The organism is Streptomyces sp. NPDC017940 (assembly GCF_044328435.1).
Taxonomy (GTDB): domain Bacteria; phylum Actinomycetota; class Actinomycetes; order Streptomycetales; family Streptomycetaceae; genus Streptomyces.
On the sequence record NZ_JBIRHJ010000003.1, the window covers coordinates 375885 to 389967 of the forward strand.

Here is a 14083-nt window from a genome sequence, read left to right on the forward strand (position 1 = left end):
ATGGTTGCGAAACGGACGTGTTACACATCTAACGGTCAGTTGAGTCCGTATACCGGACAGATCGGCAGGGAAAACCGGTTGCCGCGAGGGCGTTGACGTCTCCCGGTGCCTGTGGGCCGACACTCACGGTAGCGGGCGGCGCACACGCGAGAGGCCGGATTCCCGCACTCCGGAGAGTGCGGGAATCCGGCCTCAGGGACCTCAGGAGGCCCGCGAGGGCCCTCAGGAGCCGCAGGGGCGTCGCTGAGGGCCCTCGGGGCCGCCGCGGGCTAGTTGTGCTTGGCGCGCGACGCGGCGCGGCCGCGCTCCTTCTGGTCCAGGACGACCTTGCGGATGCGGACGGCCTCCGGGGTCACCTCGACGCACTCGTCGTCGCGGCAGAACTCCAGGGACTGCTCCAGGGAGAGCTTGCGCGGGGGCACCACGTTCTCGGTGTTGTCCGCGGAAGCCGCACGCATGTTGGTGAGCTTCTTCTCCTTGGTGATGTTCACGTCCATGTCGTCGGCGCGCGAGTTCTCACCGACGATCATGCCCTCGTACACCTCGGTGCCGGGCTCGGTGAACAGCACACCGCGCTCCTGGAGGTTGATCATCGCGAACGGCGTGACCGAACCCGAGCGGTCGGCGACCAGGGAGCCGTTGTTCCGCGTCTGGAGGGTGCCGAACCACGGCTCGTGACCCTCGTGGATGGAGTGCGCGATGCCCGTGCCGCGGGTGTTCGTCAGGAACTCCGTACGGAAGCCGATGAGGCCGCGGGACGGGACGACGAACTCCATGCGCACCCAGCCGGAGCCGTGGTTGGACATGTTGTCCATGCGGCCCTTGCGGACGCCCATGAGCTGCGTGACGGCGCCCATGTGCTCCTCGGGCACGTCGATGGTCATGCGCTCGACCGGCTCGTGCGTCTTGCCGTCGATCTCCTGGGTGACCACCTGGGGCTTGCCGATGGTCAGCTCGAAGCCCTCGCGGCGCATCTGCTCGACCAGGATGGCGAGCGCCAGCTCACCGCGGCCCTGCACCTCCCAGGCGTCCGGGCGTCCGGTGTCCAGGACACGGAGGCTGACGTTACCGATCAGCTCGCGGTCCAGGCGGTCCTTGACCTGGCGGGCGGTGACCTTGCGGTCCTTGACGGCGGCCTTGGCGTCCGCGCCCTTGCCGGTGCCGCCGCGGCCGACCAGCGGCGAGGTGTTCGTACCGATGGTCATGGAGATCGCGGGCTCGTCGACCGTGATCAGCGGCAGCGCGATCGGGTTCTCCGGGTCCGCGAGCGTCTCGCCGATCATGATGTCGGGGATGCCGGCGACCGCGCAGATGTCGCCCGGGCCCGCCTTCTCGGCGGGCTTGCGGGTGAGCGCCTCGGTCATCATCAGCTCGGTGATGCGGACGTTGGAGATCGAGCCGTCCCGCTTGATCCAGGCGACGGTCTGGCCCTTGCGCAGCTCGCCCTGCTCGACGCGGAGCAGCGCGATGCGGCCGAGGAAGTTGTCGGCGTCCAGGTTGGTGACGTGGGCCTGGAGGGGCGCGCTCTCGTCGTACTCGGGCGCGGGGACGTGCTCGAGGAGCGTGGTGAAGAACGGCTCCAGGTTGGTGCTGTCGGCCGGGACGGTGCCGTCCTCCGGCTTGGTCAGCGAGGCCACGCCGTCACGGCCGCAGGCGTAGACGATCGGGAACTCGATCTGGTCCTCGTCGGCGTCCAGGTCGAGGAACAGGTCGTAGGTCTCGTTGACGACCTCGTCGATGCGCGAGTCGGGGCGGTCCGTCTTGTTGATGCACAGGATGACGGGCAGCCGCTGCTGAAGGGCCTTGCGCAGCACGAAGCGGGTCTGCGGCAGCGGCCCCTCGGAGGCGTCCACGAGGAGGACGACCGCGTCCACCATCGAGAGTCCGCGCTCGACCTCACCGCCGAAGTCGGCGTGGCCGGGGGTGTCGATGATGTTGATGGTGATGACGTCGCCGCCATCCTTCGGGTGGTACTTGACGGCCGTGTTCTTGGCCAGGATCGTGATGCCCTTCTCACGCTCCAGGTCGTTGCTGTCCATCATGCGGTCGTCGAGGGACTCGGCGGCGTGCGCGGCGAAGGCGCCCGCCTGCTTGAGCATGGCGTCGACGATGGTCGTCTTGCCGTGGTCGACGTGGGCGACGATGGCTACGTTACGAATGTCGTGGCGCGTGGGCATGCGAGGTGCGCTTCTCCCGGGAGGCTTGGAGGCGACGCGTACGTCCATTTCGTACGCGTGCACTGCCGGGCAGACGTGCCACGGCCTTACCCCATCCTACGGGTCCTCGCCGGGGGCGCACTGCGGGGTGTTCTGCGGTGTCTCCGGCGAGGGGGTCCGGGGTGGCCCGGGGGGCGTTCTTCGCGGCCTGCGGCCTGCTCGTCCTCAAACGCCGGACGGGCTTTTAGCGGCTGCTCGTTCTCAGTCGCCGGGCAGGCTTTTGTCGGGGTGCTCGTTCCCAGTCGCCGGGCAGGCTTTTGGCGGGCTTCCCTTCTCAGCCGTCGGACGGGCTCGCCGGTGCCTTCGCTCCTGCCCTCAGGAAGCCGATGTCCTGGTAGACGGGGGTCTCGAAGCCGAAGGCGCCCGCGTTGGCCAACTGGGGGCGGGCGGCCACCAGCTGGGGGCGCTGGTAAAGAGGGATGGAGCCCGCCGCCGCCCAGATCCGGGCGTCGGCCTTCTTCACCAGGGAACGGCTCTCGTTCTCGTCCAGCTCACCGAGAGCCTGATCGAACAGTTGATCGATATGGTCGGTGCCGACGCGGGTGTAGTTCTGCTCGACGTTCAAGGAGCCGTCCGCCGCGGGGACGGGCTTGGCGAAGATCGGGCGGGCGTCGGTGGCGGGGAAGGCGGAGGCGGGCCAGGAGTAGAGCGCCAGGTCGTACTGGCCGGACGCGATGTGGTCCTTGAAGTAGCTCTCGTCGGCGACCTTGGCGATCTCCGTACGGACCCCGATGCGCTGCAACATCCGTGAGATGCGGTCCGCGACACCGCGCAGCGGCTCCGAGCCCGGGCCGGACGGGAGCACGAAGCGGAGGGTCAGCGGCTTGCCGTCCTTCGCCAGGGGGCCCTGGGCGACAGCGGGCCCGGGGGCGGCGGTGCCCTTGGGGGCGTAGGCACCCGGGGCCCCGCCCTTGGCGTGCTTCTCGCCCTTCGCCTCAGCCTTGGCCTTGGACTTCTCGCCCGGTTCCTTCTTCTGCTCCTTGTCGGCTTCGCGCCGTGCGCCGAGGGCCTCGGCCTGACGGAGCAGGACGGACTCCTGGTAGGCGGCGGCACGGGCGGGAGACAGCACGGAGGTGGCGGTGCCGCCCGGCTTGTCATCATCTTCGCCGACGATGTACGTGCCGTCGTCGGAGCCGGAGCCCGAACGCCCCTCGCCCCGCGACTCGGAGCCGGAGTCGGAGCTGGAGCCGGACTCGGAGCCAGAGCCGGACTCGGAGTCGGAGTCGGAGTCGGACTCGCCTCCCGCTGTCTTCTTCTTCTCGCCCTGGCCCGCCTGCTCCTTCGCGGTGCCCTTCTCCTTCTGCTCCGGTACGGCGCCGGGGGTCCACCCGGCGTCGGCGAGGAGGGCGCGGGCCTCGGCGGCGTCCTGGTCGCCGAGGGCACCGCTGTTGTCGGCGTACGCGTCCTGCCCGGCGAGCGCGAGGTGGCTGCCGACGGGCTCGGCGGGCAGGCCGAGGGGCTTCAGCACCGTTTCCGCGAGTTCGTCGCGGTCCAGGGCCCGGGCGACGGCGCGGCGTACGCGGTCGTCGGCGAGGGGGCCTTCGGAGCCGTTGAGGGCGAGCTGGGTGTAGGCGGGTTCGAGCGACTTGCGGACCACGAAGCCGCGCAGGCCCTTCTGCTGCTCGGCGTAGCGGGCGACGGCCTTGCGGGTCTTCTTGCGGGCGCGCTGCTCGGTGTCCGCGGCCTCCTCGTCGGAGCCGTGCGCGACCGCCCAGGAGCGCAGGGCCCCCGCGGGCGTGAGCTGCGCGCCGGGTCCGTGCGCGAGCGCGCCCCGGGTGTCCTTGTTGTCACGGGCGGCGAGGGCGATGCGGTTCGCCTCGCCCGCGTCGATGTCGGCGAGGTCGACGCGGCCCTCGGCGAGGGCCGCGGCGCGCTGGCTGCGCGGTACGGAGCGCAGGATCAGCTTGTCGAGCTTGGCGGGGCGGCCCCACCAGCGCGGGTTGCGCTGGAGGGTGATCCGGCCCGCGGAGCGGTTGACGCCCTTCAGGGCGAAGGGGCCCGCGGTGACCTTGAGCTTGGTGCGCGCGCCGTCGTTGAAGGAGTCGGGGGTGCCCATGACCTCCTTCGGGTAGAGCGGCGAGAACAGGGACCGCCAGTCCGCGTAGGGCTTGTCGAAGGTGACGCGCACCTCCAGGTTGTTGGCGCCGCGCTCGATCTTGCCGATGCGGTCGTAGCCCGCGTTGCGGGCCGTCCAGTACGCGCTGTCCCTGCCGGACAGGGCGCGCCACTGGGCGGCGAAGTCGTCGGCGCCGATCTCGCGGCCGTTGCCCCAGACCGCCTGCTGGTTCAGCTTGTAGAGCACGACCTGGCGGGGCTCGCGCTCGACGACCTCCGCGGACTCCAGGAAGTCGGGGTTGCGCTGGGCCCTGCCCTGGGCGTCGATGCGGTACATCGCCGGGAGTACGGCGCCCGCGACGCGGGTGGTGGTGGCGTCGGCGTCCGACTGGAAGGCGTTGAAGGTCTCGGGGAGCGCGTCCACGGCCCACTTCATGGTGGCGCCGTCGGCGATCAGGTCCCGGGTCGCGGGGGCGATGTCCTGCCCGGCCGTCGGGGTGCTCGGCTCGTCGTCCGCGCCGCACCCGGTGAGGGCGGGCAGCGCGAGGACTCCGGCGGCGAGGAACACGGCGGAGCGGGCCGTGGCCGCCGGGCGGACCGGTCGCGGCCTGGCGCGGTCGTGGGGCATGACGGGTACCTCCGGGGTTGCCCGGGCGCGCATCGCCCTGCCGGGACGGATGAGGGGCGGGGGTGTGGCGGCCGGATCTACTGACGTTGCGCTGGTGCGCCTCGTACGGGTGCGCCTCGTTCGGGTGCGCCCTGTGCGGGGCGCCCTGCATTGGTGCGCCTTGTGCGTGTTTGGCGGTATTGCAAGCAAATATGGAGTTGATCACATCTAATGCCTCCACTGAAGGGGACGGGGTGGCGGAGGTGGGGGCGACACGGCGGCGGGGGCTTGGAAGCCACCCGTGCGGCGCAACTCCCCGGGGCGGGGTGGCTCTCCTGGCTGGGCTTCCCCCGGGGGTGGGGTGCCCTTCGGGCGGGGTCTCGGGGCGGGGGTCTTCCCGGTGGGCGCCCCGGGGTGGCGTACGCCCGTGAGGTGGCCGGAGCGTCCCGTGCCGTAGATCGCGCTGCGCGCTCGTCCTCAATCGCCGGACCGGCTCCAAATCACCGGCACGCTCGCCCTCCGTCACCGGAACGCCCCGCACCGCACATCGCGCTACGCGCTCGTCCTCAATCGCCGGACCGGCTCCAAATCACCGGCACGCTCGCCCTCCCGCACGGAGGACCTCTCAAGCACCCGCCCCCCGGCGGCCCCCCACCCGAAGGGGGCGAATCGGTGCGCATGGCTTCCCAAGCGGGATGTGACGCGCGACACTCGCAGGCGCATGAGCGTTTTGCGTGAGCGCAGCCACCGCACCCGCATCCGAAGCGAGGGCAAGTCATGGCTCTGCACGACGATCTGACGGCTATTCAGGACTGTGTGGACGAGCTGGTCCGCACGGTGGGCAGGGTCGAACAGCGGGCCGGCGTCGAGTTGGCCGGTGTCGACTTCCGCCGGGTCCGCATGGACACCGAGCATCTGCGCGAGAGCGTCGCCCTGCTGCGCGCCGCCGCCGGCACCGCCACCACGCCGCCAGTACCGACCGCGCCCCCGAAGGCCCGCCCCGACCTGGTCACCATCCCCGACACGCCGTACGACCGTTCGCTGTGGACGGACTCGGACGACGAGGGCCTCGGCGCCCGCGACCGGCACGCGCCCTAGCCCACCGCGCACCGCACGCCCCGCACCCCGCACGTCGACGAAGGAGTGGAGCCTCGTTGGCCACTGGCACGGAACCCCATCTGAAGAAGGGCACGGCCCCCGGCGGCGTACGGCACGGCACGCGCGCCGCGATCGCCGCTGCCCATTTGCGGACGGACCGCTGGTGGCTCCAGCCCGCCGCGACCGCCGCCGGACTGCTCGCCTTCGTCGTGTACTCGACGTGGCGGGCGTTCGCGAACGCCGACTACTACGAGGCGCCCTACGTCTCGCCGTTCTACTCGCCCTGTCTCGCGGACAATTGCGAGCCCATGCGGAACGGCCCCAACTGGGAGATTCTCGGTAGCTGGTGGGGACTCAGCCCCGCCCTGCTCATTCTCATCTTCCCGCTCGGATTCCGCCTCACCTGCTACTACTACCGCAAGGCCTACTACCGCGGCTTCTGGGCGTCACCGCCCGCGTGCGCGGTCGCCGAGCCGCACGCGAAGTACACGGGCGAGACGCGTTTCCCGCTGATCCTCCAGAACATCCACCGGTACTTCTTCTACGCGGCCGTACCGGTCGCGGGGATTCTGACGTACGACACCGTGCTCTCCTTCCGGAACGAGCACTACGAATGGGGGCACGCCGGGCTCGGCACCCTGGTGTTCCTCGTGAACATCACCCTGATCTGGGCGTACACCTTCTCCTGCCATTCCTGTCGGCACATCGTCGGCGGAAAGCTCAAGCACTTCTCGAAGCATCCGGTGCGCTATCGGATGTGGCGGTGGGTCGGCCGGCTGAACGGCCGGCACATGCTGCTCGCGTGGGCCTCGCTGATCAGCGTCGCGCTCGCGGACTTCTATGTGTATCTCATCGCGTCCGGCGCCTTCGACGACCCGACCCTCTTCTAGCGGAACAAAGGGTGCTTCTGATGTCTCAAGTGGAGCGACAGCAGTGGGACGTCGTCGTGGTGGGCGCCGGGGGTGCCGGACTGCGGGCCGCCATCGAGGCGCGTGAGCAGGGCGCGCGTACCGCGGTGATCTGCAAGTCGCTGTTCGGCAAGGCGCACACGGTGATGGCCGAGGGCGGCATCGCCGCGTCCATGGGCAATGTGAATTCCGGTGACAACTGGCAGGTGCACTTCCGCGACACCCTGCGCGGCGGGAAGTTCCTCAACCAGTGGCGCATGGCGGAACTGCACGCGCGCGAGGCCCCCGACCGGGTGTGGGAACTGGAGACGTGGGGCGCCCTCTTCGACCGCACCGAGGACGGCCGGATCTCGCAGCGGAACTTCGGCGGGCACGAATATCCGCGGCTCGCGCACGTCGGCGACCGTACCGGCCTGGAACTCATCCGTACGCTGCAACAGAAGATCGTGGCGTTGCAGCAGGAGGACGAGCGGGAGTTCGGGGACTACGAGGCCCGGTTGAAGGTGTTCCAGGAGTGCACCGTCACCCGCGTACTGAAGGACGAGGACGACGACGGCGGACGCGTCGCCGGTGCCTTCTGCTACGAACGTGAGAGCGGGCGGTTCTTCGTCGTAGAAGCGCCCAGCGTCGTACTCGCCACCGGCGGCATCGGGAAGTCCTTCAAGGTGACGTCGAATTCGTGGGAGTACACGGGCGACGGGCACGCGCTCGCGCTGCTCGCCGGAGCGCCGCTCCTGAACATGGAATTCGTACAGTTCCATCCGACGGGCATGGTCTGGCCGCCCTCGGTGAAGGGAATCCTGGTCACCGAGTCCGTCCGCGGCGACGGCGGGGTGCTGCGCAACTCCGAGGGCAAGCGCTTCATGTTCGACTACGTCCCGGACGTCTTCAAGGAGAAGTACGCCGAGTCGGAGGCGGAGGGCGACCGCTGGTACGAGGACCCGGACCACAACCGCCGCCCGCCCGAGCTGCTGCCCCGCGACGAGGTGGCGCGCGCCATCAACGCCGAGGTGAAGGCGGGCCGCGGCTCCCCGCACGGCGGGGTGTTCCTCGACGTGTCGACCCGGATGCCCGCCGACGTCGTCCGGCGCCGGCTGCCGTCGATGTACCACCAGTTCAAGGAACTCGCCGACGTCGACATCACCGCCGAGGCGATGGAGGTCGGCCCGACCTGCCACTACGTGATGGGCGGCATCGCCGTCGAGTCCGACACGGCGGCGGCGCGCGGCGTGCCGGGGCTCTTCGCCGCCGGTGAGGTCGCGGGCGGCATGCACGGCTCGAACCGGCTCGGCGGGAACTCCCTCTCGGACCTGCTGGTGTTCGGGCGGCGCGCCGGTCTCCACGCGGCCCGCCACGCCGCCGCGCCCGGCGCCGCCCGGGTGGTGGACGACGCCCAGGTGGACCTGGCGGCGGCGGAGGCCCTGCGGCCGTTCAGCGCCGAGGGCCCGCGGGACGGCACGGTCCCGGAGAACCCGTACACCCTGCACCAGGAACTCCAGCAGACCATGAACGACCTGGTGGGCATCATCCGCCGCGAGGGCGAGATGGCGGAGGCCCTGGAGCGGCTCGCGGATCTGCGGCGGCGCGCCCGGCGGGCCGGGGTCGAGGGCCACCGCCAGTTCAACCCGGGCTGGCACCTGGCCCTGGACCTGCGCAACATGCTGCTCGTCAGCGAGTGCGTGGCCCGGGCGGCCCTGGAGCGGACGGAGAGCCGCGGCGGGCACACGCGCGAGGACCACCCGGGGATGAACCGCGACTGGCGCCGCGTGAACCTGCTGTGCCGGCTCGCCGACCCGCCCGGCGAGCCGGTGGCGGCGGATCCGGGCCGCGGCCGGATCGCCCTCTCCCGGGTCACCACCGACCCCATCCGTCCCGACCTGCTCGCCCTCTTCGACAAGGAGGAGCTGGTCAAGTACCTCGCCGAAGAGGAGCTCTACGAGTGAGTACGCGTACGCCTTCCGAGACGGCTTCCGGCCCCGGCCCCGACGCGGGCGAAGGCGAGGACAAGGGCTCCGATGGGGGCGCCTACGACGCGCGCTTCCGGGTCTGGCGCGGCGACGTCGACGGCGGTGGCCTGAAGGACTTCACCGTCCGGGTCAACGACGGCGAGGTGGTCCTCGACATCGTCCACAGGATCCAGGCCACCCAGGCCCCCGACCTCGCGGTGCGCTGGAACTGCAAGGCCGGCAAGTGCGGTTCGTGCTCCGCCGAGATCAACGGCCGCCCCCGGCTGCTGTGCATGACCCGCATGTCGGTCTTCGGCCGCGACGAGGTGGTGACGGTGACGCCGCTGCGGGCGTTCCCCGTGGTGCGGGACCTGGTGACGGACGTGGGCTTCAACTACGACAAGGCCAGACAGGTGCCGTCGTTCGTACCGCCGAAGGACCTCGGCCCGGGCGAGTACCGCATGATGCAGGAGGACGTGGACCGCTCCCAGGAGTTCCGCAAGTGCATCGAGTGCTTCCTGTGCCAGGACACCTGCCATGTGGTGCGTGACCACGAGGAGAACAAGACGGCCTTCGCGGGGCCCCGCTTCCTGATGCGCGTGGCCGAACTCGACATGCACCCGCTGGACGCGGCGGCTGCCGACGGCCTCGACCGCAAGGCCACCGCCCAGGAGGAGCACGGCCTGGGCTACTGCAACATCACCAAGTGCTGCACGGAGGTGTGCCCCGAGGGCATCCACATCACCGACAACGCGCTCATCCCGCTCAAGGAGCGGGCGGTCGACCGCAAGTACGATCCGCTGGTCTGGCTCGGCAACAAGATCCGGCGTCGGCCTGCGTAGACAGCCGGGAGCCGGGGTGGGGGTGATCCCCCACCCCGGATCCTGTGGATCGCCTCCATGGTGGCGGGCGTACGGCGGCGCCAGCATGGAGGCATGGACCTCAGCGATCTTCGCAGCACCCGTTCCCGCAGGGCCGCCCTCGCCCTGGCCCTCGCAGTGGCGGCCGTGCCGGCCGCCGGGACCGCGGCGCCCGCGTCCGCGCACGGGGCGGCGGGGGCGCCCGCGCCGGACCGGCCGGGGGTGCGGGCCGTGCTGCCCGCGCCGACGGGACCGCACGCCGTCGGCACGTTCTCCACCCGCCTCGTGGACCGTTCGAGGCCCGACCCGTGGGTTCCCTCGCGGCCGCACCGGGAGCTGATGGTGAGCGTCTGGTACCCGGCGCGGGCCGCGGGCGGGCACTCCCTCGCGCCGTACATGGCCGCGGGGGCGGCGGCCCGCTGGGGCGCGGCGGAGCGGCACGGCATTCCCTTGGGCGCGGTCGACTGGGCGGGCATGCGGACGCACGCGCGGGAGGGCGCACCGCTCGAGGAGGCGGCCGCGGGGCCCGGGCACGGCGGGCGCCTGCCGGTGCTCGTGTACAGCGCGGGCGCGGGCGACCCGCGCACCTGGGGCACGTCCCTCACCGAGGAGATGGCGAGCCGCGGCTACGTCGTGGTGACCGTCGACCACACCTACGAGTCGCCGGGCGTGCAGTTCCCCGACGGCTCCGTGACGGACGACGAGCCCCTGCGGGACGCGCTCGCGCAGGCCGGGCCCGAGGGGATGCCGCAGCTTCTGGAGAAGGTGCTGGGCGTCCGTGTCGCCGACGACAAGTTCGTCCTCGACCGGCTCACCTCGCTGCCCCACGGCGTCGGCGATGCGGTCGACACCCGGCGCGTCGGCATGTTCGGGCAGTCAGCGGGCGGGATCGCCGCCGCCGGGACCATGTACGAGGACAAGCGCGTGCGGGCGGGCGTCAACATGGACGGCACCCTGGAGTACAACGGCGAACCCAACGGCACGAACCTCATGCCCGTCGCCCGGCACGGCCTCGACCGGCCGTTCCTCCTGATGGGCCGCGACGGCAGCGACCACACCACCGAGCCGTCCTGGGGCCCCTTCTGGAAGCACAGCACGGGCTGGAAGCGGGACCTGACGCTGCGCGGCGCGCGGCACCAGACGTACACCGACCTGGCGGCGGTCCTGCCGCAGGCCGGGGTGGGCCGCGACGTCGTCGAGCAGAACATCGGCACCGTCGACCCGGCCAGGGCCACCACCGCCCAGCGTGCCTACGTCACCGCGTTCTTCGACCGCTGGCTCCGCGGCCGCGACGGCCACCTCCTGGACGGCCCGTCGCCGCGCTTCCCCGAGGTCCGCTTCGTACGGCCGTAGCGCGGCGCCCGCACCCCGGAGCGCCCCCGGTCGCGGGCGGACAAAGCAGGTCATACGCTGACCGGTGTGACGCCGTCCCCCCGCGCCCCGTCGCACATATCCGCGCGGGCGGCGGCCGCCGTGCTGCTCGGCGCGTGCTGCTTCCCGCCGATGGCGACCACGGCGTCCGCGCAGCCCGCAGCGCCCACCGCCGCGCCCGCGGCACCCTTCGACGACCCGGTGCGCCTCGACCGTGACGGCCAGGTCACCGACAGGACGGACGCGCTCGGCGACCGCGGCCGGGCCGTCGCCGCGGCCCTCGACCGGCTGTACGACGAGCAGCGCGTGCAGTTGTTCGTCGTGTACGTACGCGACTTCTCCGGCCGCTCCGCGCAGGCCTGGGCCGACGCCACCGCCGACAGGAACGGCCTCGGTGACGACGACGTGCTGCTCGCGGTGGCCACCCACGACCGCCAGTACGCCTACACGGTCGCCGACGGGTCCCGGCTCACCGACGCGCAGCTGCGGGAGGTCGCGGGCACCGCCGTCGAACCCGCGCTGCGGCGCGGCGACTGGGCCGGGGCGGCGGTCGGCGCGGCCGACGGGTACGCGGCGGTGCTCGACGGGCGGCCCGTGCCGACGCCGACGGTCACCCCGGGCGAGGCCGACCCCGGCGGGGGCGTGCGGGCCGCCGACGACGGCGTCGCGGGCGACCTCGCGCTGCCGGTGGCCGCCGCCGGGGTCGCGGGCGCCGTCGCCTTCACCGCGTACCGGCGCAGGAGGCGGCGCTCCACCACCCGTACGACACCGGGCCCCGCGGCCGGGCCCCGGCCCGTGCCGCTGCCCGAACTCGACGCGAGGGCCGGGGCCCTCCTGGTGGAGACCGACGACGCCGTACGCACCAGCACCGAGGAACTGGGGTTCGCCACCGCCCAGTTCGGCGAGGAGGCCGCAGAGCCGTTCACCGCCGCCGTCGCCGCCGCGCGCGACGAGCTGACGGCCGCGTTCCGGCTCCGCCAGCGCCTGGACGACGCCCACCCCGAGGACGACGCGACGCGACGCCGCATGCTGGACGAGATCGTCGCCCGCTGCACGGAGGCGGGGCGGCGCCTGGACGCCGAGGCCGCCGCCTTCGACCGACTGCGCGCCCTGGAGCGCGGGGCGCCCGCGGCACTGGAGCACGCCGAGACGGCGTTCCGGCAGGTGGAGGCGCGTGCCGGTACCGCAGGGAGCACTCTCGCGCAGGCGCGCGCCGCGTACGCGCCCGGCGCCACCGAGGCGGTTCTCGGCCATGTCGCCCAGGCCGACGACCGGCTGGTGTTCGCGTCGGCCCAGCTGCACCGGGCCCGCGAGGCGGTGGGCGGGGGCGACCACGCCCGGGCCGCGGTCCATCTGCGCGCGGCCGAGGGCGCCGTCGACCAGGCGGGCACCTTCGTGACGGCCGTGGAGCGGCTCGCCGCCGAACTCGCCGAGGCCTCGCGCAGGTTGCCGGGCGCGCTCGCCGATGCGGAGGCCGACCTCGCGGAGGCACACGGACTCCTGGCGGGCACCGGTGACGGCGTGCCGACCGGTGAGCTGCGGGGCCGGACGGCCCGGGTGGAGGCCGTGGTCGCCGAGGTACGGCGGTCCCTGACGGCGGGCCGCCCCGACCCCGTCGACGCCCTGCGCCGCGTGGAGGAGGCGGACACGGCCCTGGACGCCGCGCTCCGTGGCGCGCGCGCCCGCGAGAGCGCCGACGAGCGCGCCCGCTCCCTGCTCGGCCGGGCGCTCCTCACCGCCCGCAGCGCCGTCGCGGCCGCCGCGGACTATGTGACGACGCACCGCGGCGCCGTCGGCAGCGAGGCCCGCACCCGGCTCGCGGAGGGGCAGCGGCACCTGGCACGGGCGGAGCAGCCCGGGGGCACCGGCGGGCCCGCGGCCGCCCTGGCCGACGCCCAGCGCGCGGACTCCCTGGCCCGCGAGGCACACGCGCTCGCCGAGCGGGACGTGCGGGCGTACGGCCATCCGTACGGCGGCCGGGGCGGCGGCACGGGCGGGGCCGTGCTCGGCGGGATCGTCCTCGGGCAGATCCTGGGCGGCGCGCGCCGCGGCGGGTCCGGTGGCGGTTTCGGCGGCGGGGGCGGGTCCGGCGGTTTCGGCGGGGGCGGTCCCGGGAGCTTCGGCGGGGGCGGGACGCGGGGGCGCCGGGGCGGAGGGGGCCGGTTCTGACCCTCGTACGCCCGCAGCACGCCCGTACCCGTACGCCTCGTACGCCTCGTACGCCTCGTACGCCTCGTACGCGGCCCAGGAAGCGACGCGGCCCAGGAAGCGGCCCAGGAAGAGGGAGACAGCCATGGTCAAGCAGACGGTCGTCGGGCGCGTCGCGCAGTTGGCGCGGGCCAATGTGCACGCGCTCATCGACCAGGCCGAGGACCCGCAGAAGATGCTGGACCAGCTGATCCGCGACTACACGGAGAACATCCGGGAGGCCGAGCAGGCCGTCGCGACCACGATCGGCGATCTGCGGTTGCAGGAGCAGGACCACAAGGAGGACCTGGAGGCCGCGGCCGAGTGGGGCGCGAAGGCGCTCGCCGCCAGCAGGAAGGCGGACCTGCTGCGGGCGGACGGGAACGCCGCGGAGGCGGACCGGTTCGACGGCCTTGCCAAGGTGGCGCTCGGGCGGCAGCTGCGGTCCGAGAAGGAGGCGCGGGACGCCGAGCCGTCCATCGCCGCGCAGACCGGCGTGGTCGGCAGGCTCAAGGACGGCCTGGACACCATGAGGATCCAGCTGACGGAGTTGCAGTCGAAGCGGAACCAACTGGTCGCGCGGGCCAAGTCCGCGCAGGCGCGGAACCGGATGCTGGACGCGGCACAGAGCGTCGACGTGCTCGACCCGACGAGCGAGCTGCACCGGTTCGAGGAGAAGGTGCAGCGGGAGGAGGCGCGGGCGCTCGGCCGCGAGGAACTCGCCGCGTCCTCGCTGGACGCGCAGTTCGAGCGCCTCGACAGCCTGAGCGACACCGCGGAGGTGGAGGCGCGGCTCGCCGCGATGAAGGCGACCACGTGAGGGCCCCCCGGGGGG

9 protein-coding genes are annotated in these 14083 nt (G+C 72.7%); 7 read left to right on the forward strand and 2 right to left on the reverse strand.

The window, feature by feature from the left end:
• Nucleotides 1-269: 269 nt before the first annotated feature.
• Both typA and ACH4DX_RS11815 read right to left on the reverse strand, forming a co-directional pair.
• On the reverse strand, nt 270-2177 hold the full coding sequence (gene typA / locus ACH4DX_RS11810; protein WP_398120254.1) for a translational GTPase TypA: 1908 nt from the start codon (nt 2175-2177) through the stop codon (nt 270-272).
• 313 nt (nt 2178-2490) lie between these two features.
• Nucleotides 2491-4899: an ABC transporter family substrate-binding protein gene (locus tag ACH4DX_RS11815; protein ID WP_398154956.1), complete on the reverse strand. Its 2409-nt coding sequence runs from the start codon at nt 4897-4899 to the stop codon at nt 2491-2493.
• A gap of 756 nt (nt 4900-5655) precedes the next feature.
• On the opposite strand from ACH4DX_RS11815, the gene ACH4DX_RS11820 reads away from it, so the two are divergent.
• The 7 genes from ACH4DX_RS11820 (at nt 5656) to ACH4DX_RS11850 (ending at nt 14068) form a co-directional block, all read left to right on the forward strand.
• Nucleotides 5656-5976 (forward strand): hypothetical protein, encoded by a 321-nt coding sequence (locus ACH4DX_RS11820; protein WP_398154957.1) that lies wholly within the window; start codon nt 5656-5658, stop codon nt 5974-5976.
• 56 nt (nt 5977-6032) lie between these two features.
• Nucleotides 6033-6866 (forward strand): hypothetical protein, encoded by an 834-nt coding sequence (locus ACH4DX_RS11825; protein WP_398154958.1) that lies wholly within the window; start codon nt 6033-6035, stop codon nt 6864-6866.
• 20 nt (nt 6867-6886) lie between these two features.
• Nucleotides 6887-8827 (forward strand): fumarate reductase/succinate dehydrogenase flavoprotein subunit, encoded by a 1941-nt coding sequence (locus ACH4DX_RS11830; protein ID WP_398154959.1) that lies wholly within the window; start codon nt 6887-6889, stop codon nt 8825-8827.
• Nucleotides 8824-9672 carry a succinate dehydrogenase/fumarate reductase iron-sulfur subunit gene (locus ACH4DX_RS11835; protein ID WP_398154960.1) on the forward strand — a complete coding sequence of 283 codons (849 nt, stop codon included), beginning with the start codon at nt 8824-8826 and terminating at the stop codon, nt 9670-9672. Before ACH4DX_RS11830 ends, ACH4DX_RS11835 begins: the two co-directional genes overlap by 4 nt.
• Nucleotides 9673-9765: 93 nt before the next feature.
• Nucleotides 9766-11043, forward strand: a complete 1278-nt coding sequence (locus tag ACH4DX_RS11840) for an alpha/beta hydrolase family protein (RefSeq protein WP_398154961.1) — start codon at nt 9766-9768, stop codon at nt 11041-11043.
• A gap of 150 nt (nt 11044-11193) precedes the next feature.
• On the forward strand, nt 11194-13230 hold the full coding sequence (locus ACH4DX_RS11845) for a TPM domain-containing protein (RefSeq protein ID WP_398155257.1): 2037 nt from the start codon (nt 11194-11196) through the stop codon (nt 13228-13230).
• A gap of 124 nt (nt 13231-13354) precedes the next feature.
• Complete coding sequence (locus ACH4DX_RS11850; RefSeq protein WP_398154962.1) at nt 13355-14068, forward strand: PspA/IM30 family protein; 714 nt, start codon at nt 13355-13357, stop codon at nt 14066-14068.
• The last annotated feature ends 15 nt before the right edge of the window (nt 14069-14083 follow it).

Bases quoted from the DNA above. Each gene is read 5' to 3' on its own strand.
- ACH4DX_RS11815 (WP_398154956.1), bottom strand. From the start codon at position 4,899: ATGCCCCACGACCGCGCCAGGCCGCGACCGGTCCGCCCGGCGGCCACG.
- typA (WP_398120254.1), bottom strand. From the start codon at position 2,177: ATGCCCACGCGCCACGACATTCGTAACGTAGCCATCGTCGCCCACGTC.
- ACH4DX_RS11820 (WP_398154957.1), top strand. From the start codon at position 5,656: ATGGCTCTGCACGACGATCTGACGGCTATTCAGGACTGTGTGGACGAG.
- ACH4DX_RS11845 (WP_398155257.1), top strand. From the start codon at position 11,194: ATGGCGACCACGGCGTCCGCGCAGCCCGCAGCGCCCACCGCCGCGCCC.
- ACH4DX_RS11830 (WP_398154959.1), top strand. From the start codon at position 6,887: ATGTCTCAAGTGGAGCGACAGCAGTGGGACGTCGTCGTGGTGGGCGCC.
- ACH4DX_RS11850 (WP_398154962.1), top strand. From the start codon at position 13,355: ATGGTCAAGCAGACGGTCGTCGGGCGCGTCGCGCAGTTGGCGCGGGCC.
- ACH4DX_RS11840 (WP_398154961.1), top strand. From the start codon at position 9,766: ATGGACCTCAGCGATCTTCGCAGCACCCGTTCCCGCAGGGCCGCCCTC.